This window comes from Streptomyces sp. NPDC038280, from assembly GCF_055600045.1.
Genome location: NZ_JBVJYZ010000001.1, coordinates 375,863 through 395,577 on the forward strand (window position 1 = coordinate 375,863; position 19,715 = coordinate 395,577).

Annotated in this window: 16 protein-coding genes; 11 read left to right on the forward strand and 5 right to left on the reverse strand. The window is 70.4% G+C overall.

Annotated elements, in window-relative coordinates:
* Positions 1–262 precede the first annotated feature (262 nt).
* The 4 genes from ACZ7J0_RS01655 (at position 263) to ACZ7J0_RS01670 (ending at position 4,953) form a co-directional block, all read left to right on the forward strand.
* The gene (locus ACZ7J0_RS01655; protein WP_470882974.1) at positions 263–1,582 is read left to right on the forward strand and encodes an ABC transporter substrate-binding protein; all 1,320 of its coding nucleotides are present in this window, start codon (positions 263–265) and stop codon (positions 1,580–1,582) included.
* Positions 1,583–1,683: 101 nt separating this feature from the next.
* The gene (locus ACZ7J0_RS01660) at positions 1,684–2,673 is read left to right on the forward strand and encodes a carbohydrate ABC transporter permease (RefSeq protein ID WP_470882975.1); all 990 of its coding nucleotides are present in this window, start codon (positions 1,684–1,686) and stop codon (positions 2,671–2,673) included.
* Complete coding sequence (locus ACZ7J0_RS01665; RefSeq protein WP_470882976.1) at positions 2,670–3,506, forward strand: carbohydrate ABC transporter permease; 837 nt, start codon at positions 2,670–2,672, stop codon at positions 3,504–3,506. Before ACZ7J0_RS01660 ends, ACZ7J0_RS01665 begins: the two co-directional genes overlap by 4 nt.
* A gap of 49 nt (positions 3,507–3,555) precedes the next feature.
* Entirely contained in the window at positions 3,556–4,953 is a 1,398-nt protein-coding gene (locus ACZ7J0_RS01670; RefSeq protein ID WP_470882977.1) for a GH1 family beta-glucosidase, read from the forward strand.
* Here the strand turns inward: ACZ7J0_RS01670 and ACZ7J0_RS01675 are convergent.
* The gene (locus ACZ7J0_RS01675) at positions 4,925–5,797 is read right to left on the reverse strand and encodes an oxygenase MpaB family protein (protein ID WP_470882978.1); all 873 of its coding nucleotides are present in this window, start codon (positions 5,795–5,797) and stop codon (positions 4,925–4,927) included. The two genes, ACZ7J0_RS01670 and ACZ7J0_RS01675, sit on opposite strands and share 29 nt — an antisense overlap.
* Positions 5,798–6,010: 213 nt before the next feature.
* Here ACZ7J0_RS01675 and sph point away from each other — a divergent pair, with 213 nt between their 5' ends.
* From sph to ACZ7J0_RS01705, 6 genes are all read left to right on the forward strand, one after another.
* Positions 6,011–6,973, forward strand: coding sequence for a sphingomyelin phosphodiesterase (sph, locus tag ACZ7J0_RS01680; RefSeq protein WP_470882979.1), 963 nt, complete (start codon positions 6,011–6,013; stop codon positions 6,971–6,973).
* Between the two features lie 78 nt (positions 6,974–7,051).
* Entirely contained in the window at positions 7,052–8,026 is a 975-nt protein-coding gene (locus tag ACZ7J0_RS01685; RefSeq protein ID WP_470882980.1) for a cation diffusion facilitator family transporter, read from the forward strand.
* Positions 8,027–8,129: 103 nt separating this feature from the next.
* Positions 8,130–10,376, forward strand: a complete 2,247-nt coding sequence (locus ACZ7J0_RS01690; protein WP_470882981.1) for an MMPL family transporter — start codon at positions 8,130–8,132, stop codon at positions 10,374–10,376.
* Between the two features lie 139 nt (positions 10,377–10,515).
* On the forward strand, positions 10,516–11,397 hold the full coding sequence (locus ACZ7J0_RS01695; RefSeq protein WP_470882982.1) for a PP2C family protein-serine/threonine phosphatase: 882 nt from the start codon (positions 10,516–10,518) through the stop codon (positions 11,395–11,397).
* 90 nt (positions 11,398–11,487) lie between these two features.
* A complete protein-coding gene (locus tag ACZ7J0_RS01700; RefSeq protein WP_470882983.1) occupies positions 11,488–12,477 on the forward strand; it encodes an MASE1 domain-containing protein in 990 nt (329 codons plus the stop codon).
* A gap of 83 nt (positions 12,478–12,560) precedes the next feature.
* Positions 12,561–13,682 carry an IS630 family transposase gene (locus tag ACZ7J0_RS01705; protein ID WP_470882984.1) on the forward strand — a complete coding sequence of 374 codons (1,122 nt, stop codon included), beginning with the start codon at positions 12,561–12,563 and terminating at the stop codon, positions 13,680–13,682.
* Between the two features lie 23 nt (positions 13,683–13,705).
* Here the strand turns inward: ACZ7J0_RS01705 and ACZ7J0_RS01710 are convergent, their stop codons facing one another.
* The 3 genes from ACZ7J0_RS01710 to ACZ7J0_RS01720 form a co-directional block, all read right to left on the reverse strand.
* Positions 13,706–15,163, reverse strand: coding sequence for an aldehyde dehydrogenase (locus ACZ7J0_RS01710; protein ID WP_470882985.1), 1,458 nt, complete (start codon positions 15,161–15,163; stop codon positions 13,706–13,708).
* 294 nt (positions 15,164–15,457) lie between these two features.
* On the reverse strand, positions 15,458–15,916 hold the full coding sequence (locus ACZ7J0_RS01715) for a hypothetical protein (protein WP_470882986.1): 459 nt from the start codon (positions 15,914–15,916) through the stop codon (positions 15,458–15,460).
* Positions 15,917–16,043: 127 nt separating this feature from the next.
* Entirely contained in the window at positions 16,044–16,523 is a 480-nt protein-coding gene (locus tag ACZ7J0_RS01720) for a macro domain-containing protein (RefSeq protein WP_470882987.1), read from the reverse strand.
* Between the two features lie 161 nt (positions 16,524–16,684).
* Here ACZ7J0_RS01720 and ACZ7J0_RS01725 point away from each other — a divergent pair, with 161 nt between their 5' ends.
* Positions 16,685–17,425, forward strand: a complete 741-nt coding sequence (locus ACZ7J0_RS01725; protein WP_470882988.1) for a MerR family transcriptional regulator — start codon at positions 16,685–16,687, stop codon at positions 17,423–17,425.
* Between the two features lie 109 nt (positions 17,426–17,534).
* Here the strand turns inward: ACZ7J0_RS01725 and ACZ7J0_RS01730 are convergent, their stop codons facing one another.
* Complete coding sequence (locus tag ACZ7J0_RS01730) at positions 17,535–19,712, reverse strand: 3-hydroxyacyl-CoA dehydrogenase NAD-binding domain-containing protein (protein ID WP_470882989.1); 2,178 nt, start codon at positions 19,710–19,712, stop codon at positions 17,535–17,537.
* Positions 19,713–19,715 lie beyond the last annotated feature (3 nt).

Sequence of the window (19,715 nt, forward strand, 5' to 3'; positions counted from 1 at the left end):
GACGGCACCTCGAAGTGGTGGGGGAAAGGGCGTCCGAGAGCGCTCTCAGATGGCGAGGAACGTAAAACTCCTGAAACGCGCCTGTCAATACACCCGGCAGCAGGGGGACTTGGGTCGAAGGCCAAGCCGTTATGCGTTCGACTCTTGACGGGAGGGGGCTGGAAGGGGCACGCTCCAGACGCATTCCTGAGAGCGCTCTCAGACCCTGTTTGGCCGGTCAGGACGCGCTTTCGCTCCCGCACGAAGCCAAGGGAGGCTTCCCATGCCCATCGCCCGAGCCGCCAAGAGAGCCGCCGTCAAGAGGGCCGCCGTGCGCCTCGGCGCGGTCGCCCTCAGCGGGGCCCTGCTCGCCGCCTGTGGATCCGGCTCATCGGACAGCGCGTCCGACGGCGCGGGCGGCAAGGTCACGCTCACCGTCGACCTCTTCGGCTCGTTCGGCTACAAGGAGGCCGGGCTCTACGCGCAGTACGAGAAGCTCCACCCCGGCGTCACCATCAAGCAGACCGACACCGAGGACGAACAGGACTACTGGAAGTCGCTGCAGACCCGGCTCGCGGGCGGCGGCGGCCTCGCCGACGTCCAGGCCGTCGAGGTCGGCCGGATCGCCTCGGTCACCCAGCAGCAGGCCGACAAGTTCGAGGACCTGAAGAAGTACGGCGCCGACAAGCTCAAGGGGGAGTTCGCCGAGGCCAAGTGGTCCGCGGCGACCACCAAGGACGGCCGCGTCCTCGGGCTCGGCACGGACGTCGGCCCCGAGGCCATGTGCTACCGCAGCGATCTGTTCAAGCAGGCCGGGCTGCCCACCGATCGCGCGCAGCTGGCCGCCAAGTGGTCCACCTGGGACGGCTATCTGGAACTCGGCAAGCAGTACAAGGCGAAGGCTCCGGCCAAGAGCGCGTGGCTGGACAGCGTGGGCAGCCTCTTCACGATCATGATCGGCCAGGAGAAGGAGCGGTACTACGACGCCTCCGGCGCGCTGGTCTACGAGAACAATCCGGCGGTCCAGGCCGCCTGGGACGCCTCCACCGAGGCGGCGAAGGAAGGGCTGAGCGCCAAGCTCGACCAGTGGTCCCCGCAGTGGAACCAGGCCTTCTCCTCCGGCTCCTTCGCCACCCTCCCCTGCCCCGCATGGATGCTCGGGTACATCAAGGGCCAGGCCGGCGACGCGGGCAAGGGCAAGTGGGACATCGCCAAGCTGCCCGGCGGCGCCGGAAACTGGGGTGGCTCGTATCTGACCGTCCCGCGCGCGGCCAAGCACAAGAAGGAGGCGTACGAGCTGATCCAGTGGCTCACCGCCCCCGAACAGCAGGCCGCGCTCTTCCGCAAGCAGGGGAACTTCCCCTCGTCGACCGGTGCCATCGCCGAGGTCGCCGACGCGAAGGACCCGTACTTCTCGGGCGCGCCGATCGGGCAGATCTTCGGAGACGCGGCGAAGGCCGCCCCGGTGCAGGTCCTCGGCATCCACGACAAGAACGTCGCCGACCAGATCACCAACGCGCTCAGCGAGGTCGAGCGGAAGGGCACCTCGCCGGAGAAGGCCTGGTCGAACGCGAAGAAGGGTGTCGAGAACGCCACCGGCTGACCCGGGTACCGGGGGCCGGCCTTCCCCCTCCCCCGCCGGCCGGTCCCCGGTTCCCGACTCCGGTCCCGACACCCCCGTACCGACTCCCGAAGGGCCGCACGATGACCCTCACCGCACCGGCCGGAACGGCGACCTCGCCGCCTCCGCGCCCCGTGCGCCCCGTGCCCGCCGCACGCCGCGCCTGGCGCACGCTCTCGCCGTACGCCTACATCGCCCCCTTCTTCACCCTGTTCGCCGCCTTCGGCCTCTTCCCGCTGATCTACACCGCGTTCGTCTCGCTCCACCGGGTCGAGCTCCAGACGCCCGGTGACATGCGGTGGCGGGGACTCGGCAACTACGCCGCGCTCTTCACCGACGAGTTCTTCTGGATCGCGCTGCGCAACACCTTCACCATCGGGGTGATTTCGACCGTCCCCCAGCTGGTGATGGCCCTGGGCCTCGCGCATCTGCTCAACTACAAGCTGCGCGGGCGGACCTTTTTCCGTACGGCGATGCTGCTGCCGTACGCCACGTCGGTCGCCGCCGCGACGCTCGTCTTCGCCCAGCTCTTCGGCCGCGACTTCGGACTGATCAACTACTCCCTGGGGCTCCTGGGGTTCGGCCCGGTGGACTGGCAGACGGGCACGGTCGCCTCGCAGATCGCCGTCTCCTCGATCGTCGTCTGGCGCTGGACGGGCTACAACGCGCTGATCTATCTGGCGGGGATGCAGTCGATCCCGTCCGAGCTGTACGAGGCGGCGGAGATGGACGGGGCCTCGCGTTGGCGGCAGTTCCTCCATGTCACCCTGCCCGGGCTGCGTCCCACGATCGTCTTCACCACCGTCGTCTCCACCATCGGCGCGACCCAGCTCTTCGGTGAACCCCTGCTCTTCGAGGGGTCGATATCGGGCGGCATCTCGCACCAGTACCAGACGCTCGGCCTCTACATGTACGAACAGGGGTGGGGCTTCTTCCACCTGGGACGGGCCGCCGCCATCGCCTGGGTGATGTTCCTGCTGATCCTGCTACTGGTCGGCGTCAACGCCCTGATCGCGCGCCGCCGTTCCCTCAGGGACAGCGCGCCCAAGGACCGCGGGGAGGGTTCCCGATGACCTCGCGCGCAGGACGCACCCTGCACGGCGGGAAGCTCGCGTACGCGTTCCTCGCCGTCGCCGTACTCGTCTCGGCGTTCCCCTTCTACTGGACGATCGTCGCCGCCAGCCGCTCCAACGCCGATCTGGCGAAGGTGCCGCCGACACTGCTGCCCGGACCGAACCTGATCCGCAACGTCGAGGCGGTGATGGAGGAGGCGGACATCGGCAAGGCCCTGCTCAACTCCCTCATCGTCTCCGGCTCCATCACCGTCGGGACGGTGCTGTGCTGCACGCTCGCGGGCTTCGCCTTCGCCAAGCTGCGTTTCCGCGGCAGGGGCGCGCTGCTCGCGGTCACCGTGGGGACGATGATGATCCCGCCGCAGCTCGGGGTGATCCCGCTCTTCATGCTGATCGCGAAGCTGGAGTGGGTGAACCAGCTCCAGTCGGTCATCCTGCCCGGTCTGGTGTCGGCGTTCGGTGTCTTCTTCATGCGGCAGTTCCTGGTGCAGTCGCTGCCCGACGAGCTGATCGAGGCGGCGCGGGTGGACGGCGCGTCCACGGCACGGATCTTCTGGTCGATCGTCGTGCCGATCGCCCGTCCCGGGATGGCCGTGCTGGGACTGCTGACCTTCATGGCGGCCTGGAACGACTTCTTCTGGCCCATCGTGGCGCTCTCGTCGCAGGAGCCGACCGTTCAGGTCGCGCTGCGCCAGCTGGGCGGCGGTTATGTCCACGACCAGTCCGTGATCATGGCGGGCACTCTGCTGGGCACCCTGCCGGTGCTGCTGGTCTTCGGTCTCCTGGGCCGGCAGATCGTCGGCGGCATCATGCAGGGCGCCGTCAAGGGCTGACCCTTCCTCACCTTCTCTCCTTCACACGCCTGTTGGGAGCCTCCACCTGATGACAGCGCTCGACGCACGCCCCGCGGCCCCCACCCTGGCTTTTCCCGCCGGGTTCCGCTGGGGCACGGCCACCGCCGCGTACCAGATCGAGGGCGCGGCCGCCGAGGACGGCCGCACCCCGTCCATCTGGGACACCTTCAGCCGCACACCGGGCCGGGTCCGCAACGGCGACACCGGTGACATCGCCGCCGACCACTATCACCGGATGCGCGAGGACGTCGCGCTGATGAGGGAGCTCGGCGTCACCGACTACCGCTTCTCGGTCGCGTGGCCACGCGTCCAGCCGACGGGGCGCGGGCCGGCCGTCCAGAAGGGCCTGGACTTCTACCGAAGGCTTGTGGACGAGCTGCTGGGCTGCGGCATCCGGCCGGTCGCGACGCTCTACCACTGGGACCTCCCCCAGGAGCTGGAGGACGCGGGAGGCTGGCCGCACCGGGAGACCGCCGAGCGGTTCGCCGCCTACGCGGGGATCGTGGCGGAGGCACTGGGTGACCGCGTCGCGACCTGGACGACGCTCAACGAGCCGTGGTGCGCGGCCTTCCTGGGCTACGGCTCGGGTGTCCACGCCCCGGGCCGCACGGAGCCCGCGGCCGCCCTGCGCGCGGCCCACCACTTCAATCTCGCGCACGGCCGCGCCGCCCAGGTGCTGCGGGCGGCCCTGCCGTCGTCCGCCGAGATCTCACTGACGCTCAACCTCCATGCGGTGCGGGCCCGTTCGGACTCCGACGCGGACCGGGACGCGGCCCGCCGGATCGACGCGGTCGGCAACCGGATCTTCCTCGACCCCGTCTTCCACGGCCGGCTGCCCGCCGATCTGGTGGCGGACACCTCGTCCCTCACCGACTGGTCCTTCGTCCGGGACGGCGACCTGGAGGTGATCTCCACGCCGATCGACTCGCTCGGCATCAACTACTACTCCCCCACGGTCGTCGGGGCCGGAAGCTGCGAGACCCCGTCGCCGTGGCCGGCCGCCGAGGACCATGTCCGCTTCCTTCCCGCCCCCGGTCCGCGCACGGCGATGGACTGGCCGGTGGACGCCGACGGGCTGTACGAGCTGCTGACCCGGCTGCGGGACGAGCTGCCCGGCACTCCGCTGGTGATCACGGAGAACGGCGCGGCCTACGACGACTACGCCGACCCGTCCGGCGCGGTGCACGACCCGGAGCGGGTCGCCTATCTCCACGCCCATCTCGCGGCCGTGCACCGGGCCATTGGGGACGGCGCCGATGTCCGGGGCTACTTCCTGTGGTCGCTGCTCGACAACTTCGAGTGGGCCTACGGGTACGGCAAGCGGTTCGGGATCGTCCATGTGGATTTCGCGACCCAGCGCCGCACCCCGAAGGACAGCGCGCGGTGGTACGCGGACGTCATCGCCCGGGGCGGCCCGACCGGCTGAGCCGGTCGCGGCGGCGCGCCTCACGGGCGAGCGGCAGGTAGCGCAGGCGCTCGGGGAGTACGGGAACCACGGCCCGTACGACCCGGGCGAACCGGCGCAGTCTGCGTTCCTGCCCGTCCGTCCAGGGCAGCCCGATCGCCTCACGTGCGTCGGGCGGCATGAGGCCGACGGTGACGAAGGCGCGGAAGCGGGCGAGCGGTGGCAGGATCAGCGGCCACAGCGCCTTCAGCAGGAGCCTCACGGGCAGGGGCCCCCCGTTGGGCGGGGGCACGGGCTGGTCGGTCGCGGTCAGCTCCCGCACCACCGCGGTCGGCTCCAGTTCGTCGGCGAGGACCTTGCGGTAGTACGGCCAGAACTCCTCGATCGTCTGGGGCATGTCGCGGTCGTGGATGCCCAGGACGCGACCGACCTGGAGCCACTCCGCGTACAGCTGCCGCTCCTGTGCCGGGGTGAGGGGCCGGGCCAGGTAGCGCAGGCCGTGCTGGTAGACGGGGAAGCCGGTGGCGTGGACCCAGGCGTAGTTCGCGGGGGTGAGCGCGTGGTAGGGGCGGCCACGGGTGTCGGTGCCCTGGATCGTCCGGTGCAGCCTTCGCAGGCGGCGCCCCTCCTCGGCCGCGGCCTCGCCCCCGTACACCCAGAGCTGCGCCGACCTCAGGGAGCGCTCTCCACGGCCCCAGGGGTCGGTGCGGAAGACGGAGTGTTCGTCGACACCGGCGCCGACGGCGGGATGGGCGACCTGCATGGTGAGGGCGGCCGGCAGCATCAGCAGGGCGCGGACGTCTCCGGCGACGCTCCACAGCACCCCGCCGGTCGGCGGAGGTACGGGGTCTTCGGCCCTGGTCATCGGTGCTCACCTCGCTCGTGCCCCTCCAGTATGCGAGGGGCCGGCCAGGAAGAGTTCCCGGGTCGGACGCGACCCGGCAAGATTCCCGGCATCCGGAGGCTACCGGAAGGTAACCGTGGCTGATTTGATGTGCGGCGCCGGTCCAACCCCCCACCAGAAACGGGAGTTCCTGTGCCGCATGCCCCGCTCCACCGCCGGATATCCGGTGCGGTCGTGTCCACGGCCCTGTCCACCGTGCTCGCCGCCGCCGGCCTGGCCGCGGCCGCGCCGTCGGCTTCGGCCGCCCCCGCCGCGGAGACCCCGCGGCTGAAGGTGCTCACGTACAACGTGTTTCTTTTCAGCAAGACCCTGTACCCGAACTGGGGCCAGGACCACCGGGCCACCGAGATCCCGAAGACGTCGTTCTACCAGGGCAATGACGTGGTCGTGCTCCAGGAGGCGTTCGACAACGCCGCGTCGGACGCGCTGAAGCGGAACTCCTCGGCCCAGTACCCGTACCAGACCCCCGTGGTGGGGCGCAGCAAGGACGGGTGGGACGCGACCGGCGGTTCCTACTCGGCGACCACTCCGGAGGACGGCGGGGTCACGGTCCTGAGCAAGTGGCCGATCCTGCGCAAGGAGCAGTACGTCTACAAGGACGCCTGCGGCTCCGACTGGTACTCCAACAAGGGCTTCGCGTATGTGGTCCTGAACGTCAATGGCGTCAGGGTCCATGTGGTCGGGACACACGCGCAGTCGACCGACCCGGGCTGTTCGGCGGGCGAGGCGGCGCAGATGCGCAGCCGCCAGTTCAAGGCGATCGACGCGTTCCTGGACGCCAAGAACATTCCCGCGTCCGAGCAGGTGCTGGTGGCGGGCGACTTCAATGTGGACTCGCGCACGCCGGAGTACGCCTCGATGCTGTCGGACGGCGGACTGACGGGCGCCGACGCGCGCACCGGGCACCCGTACTCCTTCGACACCGACCAGAACTCGATCGCATCCGAGCGCTACCCGGACGACCCCCGCGAGGATCTGGACTACGTCCTTCACCGCGCCGGCCACGCCAGGCCCGCCGGATGGACCAACACCGTGATCAAGGAGCAGAGCGCGCCCTGGACGGTCTCCAGCTGGGGCACGAAGTACACATACACGAACCTCTCCGACCACTACCCGGTTGTCGCCTCGGGGCAGTAGTCGCAACCCCTTCGCAGCTGGTCACAGGCCGTATCTCGGCAATAGCCGCAAGGGGGTTGGAGTGCCATGGTGGTGTCCATGACGGGTCATGGACACCACCATCGCCATCCTCATCATCACCACACGCACGACCGGATCGACCGGGCCCTCGAGGGGTCGGCGCGGGGACTGCGGACCCTGTGGTTCTCGTTCGCGGTACTCGCCGCGACCACCGTCGTCCAGGCGGTCGTCGCCGGTCTCTCGGGGTCCGTGGCACTGCTCGGTGACACCGTGCACAACGCCACGGACGCCCTGACCGCGCTGCCGCTGGCGCTCGCCTTCGTCCTGGGCCGGCGGGCGGCAACCCGCCGGTACACCTACGGCTTCGGACGGGCCGAGGACCTGGCCGGGGTCTTCGTGGTCCTGGTGATCGCCGCGTCGGCGGCCTTCGCCGGGTACGAGGCGGTGCGGCGGCTCGTCGAACCCAGGGACGTCGGGCATCTGGGCGCCGTCGCGGCGGCGGCGCTGGTGGGCTTCGCCGGGAACGAGTGGGTGGCCCGGGCCCGGATCCGCACGGGGCGGCGCATCGGCTCCGCGGCCCTGGTCGCGGACGGCCTGCACGCCCGCACCGACGGCTTCACCTCGCTCGCGGTGCTCCTGGGCGCCGGCGGCGCCGCCCTGGGGTGGCGGTGGGCCGACCCGGCCGTCGGTCTAGGGATCACCGCCGCGATCCTGCTGGTGCTGCGCGGCGCGGCACGTGACATGTGGCACCGGCTGATGGATGCCGTCGATCCTTCCCTTGTGGACGCCGCCGAGCACGCACTGTCACACGTCGAGGGCGTACGGGGCGTCGGAAGCGTACGGATGCGCTGGCTCGGGCACACGCTGCGCGCGGAGACCGCCGTCGTGGTCGACCCGGGGCTGACGGTGGTCCAGGCCCACGCCGTGGCCGTGGCGGCGGAGCACGCGCTGCTGCACTCCGTGCCGAGGCTCGCCGGAGCGACCGTCCATGTGGACCACGTCCACGCGGCGGACCAGGATCCGCACAGCGCCCTGGCCCATCACTCTTCCTGAGGGCTGCCCGCGTCACCCGTTTCCCCCGTGTGGAAATGCCGCGGCGGCCGGATCCTCCTTCAATGGCGTTGATCGGGTGCGTCGTCGGCCGTCGGGAGAACGCATGACAGTGCCCAGGCCCGCAGCCGAGCGCGCGAGCGCGCCGCGACCCAAGGGAGCGCTCCGGCGCCTCGGAGAGTGGTGCGGCCGCCACTTCGTGACCGTCATCGTCCTCTGGCTGGCCGCCGTCGTCGGCCTGCAGGTGCTGGACCGTACGTACGGCGGCGAGTACTCGGACGACTTCGCCCTGCCCGGCTCCCAGTCGCAGGACGGGCTCGACGTCCTCAAGGCCCACGAGCCCGTCGCCGGGGGATACGGCGCGCAGATCGTGCTCCACGACACCGCGAAGCCGCTCACCGGCGTCGGCGGCCAGATGGCGACCGCGGTGGCGAACCTGCAGAAGCTGCCCCATGTGCTCAGCGCGCAGAACCCGCTCGCCGCACCCGCGCCCCCGGCCGGGACCCAGAACGTCGGTCCGCTCTCCACCGACAAGAAGAGGGCCTACATCACCGTCCGGTTCGACGTGCAGCCCGCCACGCTGGAGCCGGACTACCTGCACGGGGTGGACACGGCCGTCCAGCCCCTGCGTGCCGCCGACGTGACGGTCGAGTACGGCGGGCCCCTCGGCGAGCTGGCCCGTCCCGAGGCCGACGACCGGACCAGCGAGGCGATCGGCTTCGGGGTGGCGATCCTCGTGCTGCTGCTCGGCTTCGGCAGCGTCGTGGCGGCGGTCCTGCCCCTGGTCACCGCGCTCGTCGCGGTGATCTGCGGGCTGGGCCTCCTCGGACTGCTGGCAGCGGCCTTCACCTTCGCGACGGTCTCCCCGACGCTCGCCACGATGATCGGTCTCGGCGTCGGCATCGACTACGCGCTCTTCCTGATCACCCGGCACCGCCAGAACCTCATGAACGGCCAGGACCCGGTGACCGCGGCCGGCCTCGCGACGGCCACCAGCGGCCGCGCCGTGCTGGTCTCCGGCTGCACGGTCGTCATCGCCCTGTCGGGGCTGTGGGTCTCCGGCATCAGCTTCATCGGCAAGCTGGGGCTGGCCGCCGCCGTCACCGTGGTCACGGCGGTGCTCGGCGCGCTCACCCTGGTCCCGGCGGTCCTCGCGATGATCGGCCGGCGGATCGACAGACTGCGGGTCCGCAGGCCCATCGCCGAGACCGACGCCGAGCCGGGCCAGGAGGCGCACGGCACCTGGCACCAGTACGCCCTGCGCGTGGAGCGCCGCCCCTGGTGGTTCATGGCGTCCGGCGTGGTGGTCCTGGCCGTCCTCGCCATCCCGCTGTTCTTCATTCAGCTCGGCCACATCGGCGACGGCGCCGATCCGAAGTCCTTCACGGACCGCCGGGCCTACGACCTGATGTCCACCGCCTTCGGGCCCGGCTCCAACGGCCCGATGACCCTCGTGATCGACCAGACCGCCGTCCCGCAGGCCGACCGCGCCGCACTCGCGACCTCGGTGCGCAACGCCCTGGCCAAAGTGCCGGACGCGGCGGTCATCACCCCGCCCAACCCCACGTCGGACGGCGATGTGCTCCTCTCGACGGCGTACTCCGTGGCCAGCCCCCAGGACGAGAGGACGACCCGGCTGGTCAACCGTCTCGTGGACGACGTCCTGCCCCAGGCGGTGTCCGGCACCGAGGCCCGTACCTATGTGACGGGCACGACCGCCGCCCAGGTCGACTTCCTGGACATCGTCTCCAGCAGACTGCTGCTCATCATCGCGGTCGTCGTCGGACTCGCCTTCCTCGTCATCCTCATCGTCTTCCGCGGCGTTCTCGTCGCCCTCAAGGCGGCCGTGCTCAACGTGCTGTCGATCGCCGCCTCGTACGGCGTCGTCGTGGCCGTCTTCCAGTGGGGCTGGGGCGGCCCGGCACTGGGCGTCTCCGGCGACGTACCGATCGAGAGCTATGTACCGATGATGATGTTCGCCATCGTCTTCGGGCTGAGCATGGACTACGAGATCTTCCTGCTCTCCCGGGTCCACGAGGCATGGCTGCGCACCGGCGACCCGAAGGCCGCCGTGGCGCACGCGCTGGAGATCACCGCGCGGGTGATCACCTGTGCGGCGCTGATCATGGTCAGCGTCTTCGCGGCCTTCATCCTCAGCGACAACATCGTGGTCAAGATGCTGGGCCTGGGGCTCGCCGCCAGCGTCCTCATCGACGCGACGATCGTCCGGCTGCTGCTCGTCCCGGCGGCCATGACCCTTCTCGGCAGGTCCGCGTGGTGGACGCCGCGCTGGCTGGACCGGATCCTTCCGCATGTGGACACCGAGGGGGAGGCCGAGACCGCCTCCGCCTAGCGACGCGGCCCGCGCCGCCGGCCGAGACCGTCGGGGAGCGCCGAGCCGTCTCGCGAGGCGGCGGGCGCGCCCCGGAAATACGATGAGTCGTGGAACCTCACGCAGCGGCCCCCGGAACAGCCATTGCTCGGAGCGGCCCATGACCTGGCGTCGTGCCCTACGACCCGAGAGCGCGGACGACCTCCTGACCAGACTGGGGTCGCTTACCGCCCAGGCGCGGCAAGGGGCCGCGCTGCAGCGGGCTCGGGTCGAGCTGGCCGAGGCGCTCCAGCGCGAGATGCTCCCGGCTTCGCTGCCGGGTCTGCCGGGCTTCCGGACCGCCGCCCGGTACGCGCCCGCCCGTCACGGCCTGGACGTCGGAGGCGACTGGTACGACGGCTTCCCCCTGCCCGGAGGTGCTCTGGCGTTCTCCATCGGCGACGTGCAGGGCCATGACGTGGAGGCGGCCGCCTTCATGGGCCAGGTACGCATCGGTCTGCGCGCCGTGGCCCCCACCGCCGGTGACCCGGGCGATGTCCTGAGCCTGGCCAATGACCTGTTGCTGTCGGTGGACCGCGATCTCTTCGCGACGTGCAGTTTTCTCCGTTTCGATCCGGCCACCCGGGAGCTCGCGAGCGCGCGTGCCGGCCATGTTCCCTCGGTCTGGGCCACCGCCGACGGGGACCACGGCATCGAGGAGGACGACGGCGGTCCGCCGCTCGGGATGGTGCCCGGGGCGGCCTTCCCGGTGACCCGGCGACGGCTCACGAAGTCGGGGGCGTTCGTCCTGGTCACCGATGGTGTCGTCGAGGGGCCGTCCTTCCCGATCGAGGTGGGGCTGGAACGGGTGGCGCGCGTGGTCGCGGCGGGCGTGGACGCCGCGCCCGGCGAACTGGCCGCCGAGGTGATCAAGGTGGCCGATTCCACCGGCCACGCGGACGACGCCGCGGTCCTCGTGCTGCGCCACGGAGGGACGGACGGAGAGTGGGACGGGCGAGGGGGCGGGGCTACGGACGGTGACGTCGGGGAAGCGCACGGATGAGGGTCGGGTGGGGGTCGGGCGAGGGGGCGAAGGCGGGCGAATGGCGCGTGTCGGCCACTCACCGAGCGAGCCCTGTTGTCTGATGGCGAGGTGCGCACCGAGGATTTCCGACGTCTCTCCGGAGCCTTGCTGCGGATCCTCGCCGTCACCGCCGCGTACTACGCGACCGGACGGCTCGGTCTCCTGCGGCGGGTGGTGGTCGAGGGTGCGATCGTCACGCCGCTGTGGCCGTCCACGGGCATCGCCCTGAGCTGTCTGCTGTGGATGGGCCTGCGCGTCTGGCCCGGCATCGCTCTCGGCGCCTTCTTCGTCATCATGACGCTCGGTTCGTTCAGCTTCTCCGGTCTGGCGATCGTCGCGGGAAACACCCTCGCGCCGATGGCGGCCTGCCTGTTGCTCCGCGCGGTGGGCTTCCGCACCGAACTGGACCGGCTGCGGGACGGGCTGTCGCTCGTCTTTCTGGGCGGCCTGGTGCCGATGCTGATCAGCGCGACCGTCGGAACGGGTGTGCTGGTGATGACCGGCAGCCTCGCGGCGAACGCGTTCTGGCCGGTCTGGTCCGCGTGGTGGGCCGGCGACGCTATGGGCGTCATCGTGGTGACCCCGCTGCTCCTGGTCCTGCGCAGGGCGCGGCCGCCGCGGGACATGTCGCGGGCGGCGGAGGCCGCGGTGCTGGCGGTCGTCGCGGTCCCTGTCACCCTGCTGGCCACGAGGAGCTCCCTCGCCCTGCTGTTCCTCTGCTTCCCGCTGGTGATCTGGGCGGCCCTGCGATTCCAGCTCGGCGGCAGCGCGCCCTGTGCGCTGCTCGTCTCCGTCCTTGCGATCTGGGCGGCGACCGACCGCATCGGGGCGTTCGCGCATCACACGCTGCTGGAGGTCATGGTCAATCTGCAGGCGCTCAACGGGTCCGTGGCGTTGACGGGTCTGCTGCTGGCGGCCGTGGTGACCGAGCAGCAGAACATCCGGCTGAGGATCGAGCGGGTGTGCCAGGAGCTGGCGGAGGTGGTGGACCAGATCGCGCCGGGGAGTACGGCGGACCGGTGGCCCCCTCCGGAGGAGCAGGAGCGGCGCGGCGGCTAGTGCTGTGACCGCATAGGTTCGCCGGGTCGGTGGTCGTGGCGGTTGGATGTGCGGTGACATCCGATCCGATCGCTGGAGGCGCGGTGGCTGATCCTGTCCGTGTGCGCAGACTGACCGACCATGAGGGGCAGAAGCTGCAGCAGATCGTGCGCCGGGGCAGCACCAGCACGGTGCGTTACCGGCGGACGATGATGCTGCTGACCTCGGCCGGCGGGAACCGGGTGCCGGTGATCGCCCAGCTCGTGCAGGCCGACGAGGACACCGTCCGGGACGTGATCCACCGCTTCAACGAGATCGGCCTGGCCTGCCTGGACCCTCAGTGGGTGGGAGGCCGTCCCCGCCAACTCAGCGATGACGACGAGGATTTCGTCATCGCGACGGCCACTACCCGACCGGTCAAGCTCGGCCAGCCGTTCACCCGCTGGTCGCTGCGCAAGCTGGTCGCCTACCTGCGCAAAGTGCACGGCCGGGTGATCCGCATTGGCCGCGAGGCGTTACGGTGCCTGCTCGCCCGCCGCGGCATCACCTTCCAGCGCACCAAGACCTGGAAGGAGTCCCGGGACCCCGAGCGCGACGCCAAGCTCGACCGCATCGAGGAAGTCCTTCACCGCTTCCCGGACCGGGTCTTTGCGTTCGACGAGTTCGGCCCGCTCGGGATCCGGCCCACCGCGGGCTCGTGCTGGGCCGGACAAGGGCGTCCCGACCGGCTGCCGGCCACTTACCACCGCACTCATGGAGTCCGGTACTTCCACGGCTGCTACTCGGTCGGCGACGACACGTTGTGGGGCGTGAACCGCCGCAAGAAGGGCGCCATGAACACGCTGGCCGCGCTGAAGTCGATCCGTGCCGCCCGCCCGGACGGCGCCCCGATCTACGTGATCCTGGACAACCTGTCCGCCCACAAGGGCACCGACATCCGACGCTGGGCGAAGAAGCACAAGGTCGAGCTGTGTTTCACGCCGACCTACGCCTCGTGGGCGAACCCGATCGAGGCCCACTTCGGGCCGCTGCGGCAGTTCACCATCGCCAACTCGAACTACCCCAACCACACGGTTCAGACCCAGGCCCTGCACGCCTACCTGCGCTGGCGCAACGCCAACGCCCGCCATCGCGACGTCCTGGCCGCCGAACGCAAGGAACGCGCCCGCATCCGCAGCGAGAAAGGCATCCGCTGGGGCGGACGCCCCCTCAAGACTTCAGCCTGACCCAACGCGGCGAACCTATGCGGTCACAGCAGCAGGTCGGCCGGCAAATTGATCGTCTTGTACTCCAGGAACGAGCTGAGGCCCTCGGGCCCGAACTCGCGGCCGATCCCGGATTCCTTGTATCCGCCGAAGGGGGCGGCGAACTCGATCCGGTACCCGTTCAGCGTCAAGGTCCCTGTGCGCACTTGACGAGCGATGCGCATGGCTCGGTGCAGGTCGTCGGTCCAGATGCTTCCCGACAGGCCGTACTTCGAGTCGTTCGCGATACGGACCGCGTCGTTGTCGTCGTCGAATGGGATGACGACGAGCACGGGGCCAAAGATCTCCTCCTGCGCGATGCGCATGGAGCTGTCTACGTCTGCGAAGACCGTCGGGTCGACGTACCAGCCCTTCGACTGGCTCGCGGGCCGGCCGCCGCCGACCGTGATCGTCGCGCCGTCCTTCCGTCCGCCGGCGATGTAGTCCTCGACCCGCCGCCGCTGGCGCTCGGCCACCAGGGGGCCGACCTCGGTCGAGGGATCATCCGGATCGCCGATCCGCAGCGCAGCAGCTGACTGTGAGATCGCATCCACGACCTGCTGGTAGCGGCTGCGGTGAGCGAGGATCCGGGTCTGCGCCAGGCAGTGCTGGCCGGACATCATGATCGCGTACGGCATGAGGGCGGGTACGACGCTGTCGATGTCGGCGTCCTCGAGGATGATGGCGGGCGACTTCCCGCCGCACTCGAGAGTGACGCGCTTGAACTGCTCGCCGCACAGTGCCCCGATCCGTCGCCCTACGGCGGAGCTGCCCGTGAAGCTGATCTTGTCTACCAGCGGGTGCCGCACGAGCGCCTCACTGTTCTCCCGGTCGGCAGGCACGATGTTGAGGACACCGGGGGGCAGACGGGCCTCCATGGCAGCGTCGGCGAGCAGGTACGGGTGCAGCGGGGTCTCCGGCGCGGGCTTCAGCACGACGGTGCAGCCGGCGATGAGGGCGGGAGCAAGGTTCACCATCGTCAGGATGAGCGGCGCGTTCCACGGCACGATCTGCCCCACGACGCCCACAGGCTCCCGAAGGATCCGCGCGGGACCGCTGAGACCTGCTCGATCCTGTTCGAAGGGGAACGTCGCGGCAAGTTCCCGGTAGTAGTCCAGAACCATCACGGGAACCGGTGCCTGAAGCTGATTTGAGAAGCTGATCGGTGAGCCCATCTCTGTGGTGATGAGCTGTGCGATCTCGGGGACACGTGCGCGCAGGTACTCGCCGAACGGACCCAGCGCGTCTGCGCGCTCCTGTGGAGACATGCGGGGCCAGGGGCCGTCGTCGAAGGCGGCGCGCGCCGCGCGTACTGCTCGGTCGATATCGGCAGGCGTCGATGAGGGAGCGGTACCGACCCGCTCCTCCGTGACCGGAGAGATGACCTCGATCACGTCTTCCGAGGCAGGCGTGACCATGTCCCCGCCAATGAACAGCCGGTCCTGCACTGTGCGGCTGGTCATGGCCGCTCCTCTCGCCGTGCCAAGACGCGCCCACGTGGACGTCCGTCGGTGAGCGAAGCCAAGCCGTCATAGTGGGCTGCTGTCTTCAGCCGACCACGTCCGGGCCTCGGCCGCGCGCGGGCTTCCCCCAGACGGAGGACCGATGCCGTGGCGACCCACTACCACCAACCCGGCGAACCTATGCGGTCACAGCACTAGGTGCTCCCTTCCCCCCCGTACGGAGCGATCCGCAAGCCCCTGGGAAGTACCCCACGTCATGGGCGGAACAGGCGGCTTCGGAGGGCGGCGGCCCGGTCAGTAGCCGGCCGTGGCGACGCCGTAGGCGTAGAGGCCGACGAGTGCGACGACGCAGCCGATCACGAGCCACGAGCCCAGGCCGGTGTGCCTGCCCTTGCCACGCACCGGCCGCGCGGACCCCTGACGCCTCTTCGCCCCTACGGGTCCCGGTGTGCGCGGCTCCGCGTCGACGGCGGCGTCGGCGAGCAGTCGCCGGCAGATCGCAGCGAGTTCGTTCGTCCCGGCGGAGAGGCTCACGATCATTTCCGAGCGCGCGGGGGCCGTCGTCCCTCCTTCGAGGATGCGTCCGGCCCGGACCAGGGCCTCGTCGCGTCCCCCCGTGGGCGCGAGGCTGATCCAGCGCTGGACGTGCTCGCCGCGTATCACCACGCCCCCGCCGCGTTCCCGGTACACGGTGTGCTCCCGCCACAGCACATCGGCCAACTCGGCGGCTCTCTCCCGGAGTTGTGCGTACATGCCCCTCCCCTTCACAGCGCCCGGATTCGAACAAGCACATGACTGTAGCGGCAGTCACAGGGCTTCGGGACCGCGGGGCCCTGAAGGAGGGTCACCTTCCGCTGTCGACGCCGAATGGCCCGGCCCGCTAGTCCGCGTAGTCGTACACCGTCACGGGTATGCCCGTCGCCACCAGCCGTTCGGTCACCAACGGCTCGATCCGCGACCACTTCCCCCCGGCCAGCCCGCAGCCGATGCGCGGCATGTGAACGGAGGCGCCGAGCTCGGCGGCCTTGCCGGCGAGTGACGCGAGGGCGGTGTCGATCGCTTCGTACCGCACGGGAACCCCCTTGCTGCCCGTGCGCATGCCCCGCTGACCCACCATGTTGGCCACCCACACGTACGGCCCCGCCTGGACGTACTGCACGGCACCGAGGCCGAAGTCGTTGGCGGCCCGCTCCCGGTGCCAGCGCCGGTAGGCCTTCTCCGGTTCCGCCCAGCGGCGTGAGAGGGCCAGGACGAAGCCCTTGCCCCAGCCGCCCAGGTCGTTGCAGACATGCGCGATGATCTTGACGCCCTTGCCCAGCGGCGCGGTGGCGTCCCCCTGTACGTACACGATCCCCGTCATGCGAACTACCGTACGACCCACCACTGACAGCCGCACCGGACCCGAGCCGTCCCGCTCGCGGTGATCGGGCACTTTCACAACAATGGTGAGACAGCAATACTGTTCTACTGGAAACCCGCACGGCAGCAAGCGAGCAGAGCGACAGGAAGCGAGCCACCGACATGGCGACCGAGACAGCCGAGCCGGCGGAGCGGACGCTCACCGTCGACGAACTGGCCGCCCGCGCCGGGGTGACCGTGCGGACGGTCCGCTTCTACAGCACCCGCGGCCTGCTTCCTCCCCCGGTGATCGGGCCGCGCCGCGTGGGCCGCTACGGCCCCGAGCACCTGTCCCGGCTCGCTCTGATCGAGGAACTGCAGCACCAGGGGATGACCCTCGCCGCGATCGAACGGTACCTGGAGCAGCTCCCGCCCGGTCTCAGCGCCCACGACCTGGCCATCCACCGCGCGCTCGTCGCCTCCTGGGCACCCGAGTCGGCCGAGGAGATCACCGGCAAGGAACTGGAACGCCGGGCGGGTCGGCCGCTCGCCGAGGAGGACATCGACCGGCTGGCCGCGATGGGCGTCCTGGACCGGGGGCCGGACCCGGAGGTTTTCCGGCTCGACGGCACGCTGCTGCGGCTCGGGGTCGAGCTGCTCGACGTGCCGATCGCCCACGAGACGATCCTCGCCTCCCGTACGGTCCTGCTGGAGCACGCCCGGGCCGCCGCGCACGAGTTGTCGCGGCTGTTCCGGGACGAGGTGTGGAACCCGTACCGGGAGCGCGAGTCGGACCCGGACCATGTCGCCGCGATGAAGTCGCTCTCGGCGCACATGCAGCCGATGGTGATCCAGGCCCTGGTCACGGCGTTCCAGCGGTCGCTGCGGGAGGAGCTGCGGGCCGCGTTCGGCCAGGAGGACTGAACGCGACCCGCGAGCGGGCAAGGGCAAGGCCTCGGGCTGCCGGTGAAGCCCCCGACCCCGCCCCTCCCGGCGGCCCTCACGCGTCGGTGAAGGCCCCGCCCCTCCGGCCTCACGCGTCGGTGAAGACCTCGCCCCTCTCCGCCTTCTCCACCAGCAGCGCGGGCGGCGTGAACCGCTCCCCGTACGTCCGGGCGAGCTCACGCGCCCGCGCGACGAAGCCGGGCAGCCCGCCCTCGTAGCCGTTGATGTACTGGAGGACACCACCGGTCCAGGCCGGGAAGCCGATACCCATGATCGAACCGATGTTGGCGTCGGCGACCGAGGTCAGGACGTTCTCCTCCAGGCAGCGGACCGAGTCCAGCGCCTCCGAGAACAGCATCCGCTCCTTCATGTCCTCGAACGGGATCGAGACCTCCGGGCGCGTGAAGTGCTCGCGCAGCCCCGGCCACAGCCCCGCCCGCTTGCCCTCCTCGTCGTACGCGTAGAAGCCGCCTCCGCCGCTGCGGCCCGTCCGCCCGAACTCGTCGACCATCCGGTCGATGACCGCGTCCGAGGGGTGTCCGGCCCAGGTGCCGCCGGCCTCCTCGATCGCCCGCCGGGTCTCGTTGCGGATCTTCCTCGGCAGGGTCAGCGTCAGCTCGTCCATCAGCGAGAGGACCTTCGCCGGATAACCCGCCTGCGCGGCGGCCTGCTCGACCGACGCCGGGTCCGCGCCCTCCCCGACCATGGCGACGCCTTCGTTGATGAACTGGCCGATGACCCGCGAGGTGAAGAAGCCGCGCGAGTCGTTGACGACGATCGGGGTCTTCTTGATCTGCCGGACCAGGTCGAACGCGCGGGCCAGCGCCTCGTCGCTCGTCCGCTCGCCCTTGATGATCTCGACGAGCGGCATCTTGTCGACGGGCGAGAAGAAGTGCAGCCCGATGAAGTCCTCGGGCCGCTCGACACCCTCCGCCAGCACCGTGATCGGCAGTGTCGAGGTGTTGGAGCAGAGCAGCGCGTCCGGGTCGATGACGCCTTCGATCTCCTGGAACACCTTGTGCTTGAGCGCGGTGTCCTCGAAGACGGCCTCGATGACCGCGTCACAGCCGGCGAGGTCGGCCGGGTCGGCGGTCGGGGTGATGCGGGCGAGCAGTTCGTCGCGCTTCGCCTCGGTCGTCCGGCCCCGGGAGAGCGCCTTGGCGAGGATCTTCTCGGAGTACTCCTTGCCGCGCTCGGCGGCCTCGGCGGAGACGTCCTTGAGGACGACGTCCATGCCGGCCCGGGCGCAGGAGTAGGCGATGCCGGCGCCCATCATGCCCGCGCCGAGGACGGCGACCTTGCGGACCGGGCGCGGTGCGATGCCCTGGGGGCGGTTGGCGCCGGAGTTGACGGCCTGGAGGTCGAAGAAGAACGCCTGGATCATGTTCTTCGCGGTCTGGCCGGTGACCAGCTCGGTGAAGTACCGGGCCTCGATGGTCAGCGCGGTCTCGAAGTCGACCTGTGAGCCCTCGACGGCCGCGGCGAGGATGTTGCGCGGGGCCGGGTACGGCGCGCCGTTCAGCTGCTTCTTCAGGTTGGCCGGGAAGGCGGGCAGGTTGGCGGCGAACCGCGGGTTGGACGGGGTGCCGCCGGGGATCTTGTAGCCCTTGACGTCCCAGGGCTGCTGCGACTCGGGGTTGGCGTCGATGAAGGCGCGCGCCTTGGCGAGCATCTCCTCGGGGGTCGCGGCGATCTCGTGGACGAGACCGTTCTCGAGCGCCCGCTGCGGGGAGTACTGCGTGCCCTGGAGCAGCACCTTGAGCAGCGCGTCCGCGATGCCCATCAGCCGTACGGTGCGGGTCACTCCGCCGCCGGCCGGGAGCAGGCCGAGGGTGACCTCGGGCAGGCCGATCTTGGAGCCGGGCGCGTCGAGCGCGACCCGGTGGTGGCTGGCGAGGGCGATCTCGTAACCGCCGCCGAGGGCCGCGCCGTTGATGGCCGCGACGACCGGCTTGCCGAGGGTCTCGATCCGGCGCAGGGAGCTCTTGATGGCCGTACCGGTGTCGAAGGCGAGCTGGGCGTCCTCGGGGCGGAGCCGGATCATGTCCTTGAGGTCGCCGCCCGCGAAGAAGGTCTTCTTGGCGGAGGTGTAGATGATGCCCCGGATCGACTCCTTCTCGGCCTCGGCGCGGTCGGCGATCGCCGCGATGGAGTCCTTGAACGCCTGGTTCATGGTGTTCGCGGACTGGTTGGGGTCGTCGAGGACGAGGGTGACGATCCCGGTCTCGTCCTGTTCCCAGCGGATGGTGGTGCTCGTGACTGACATTGC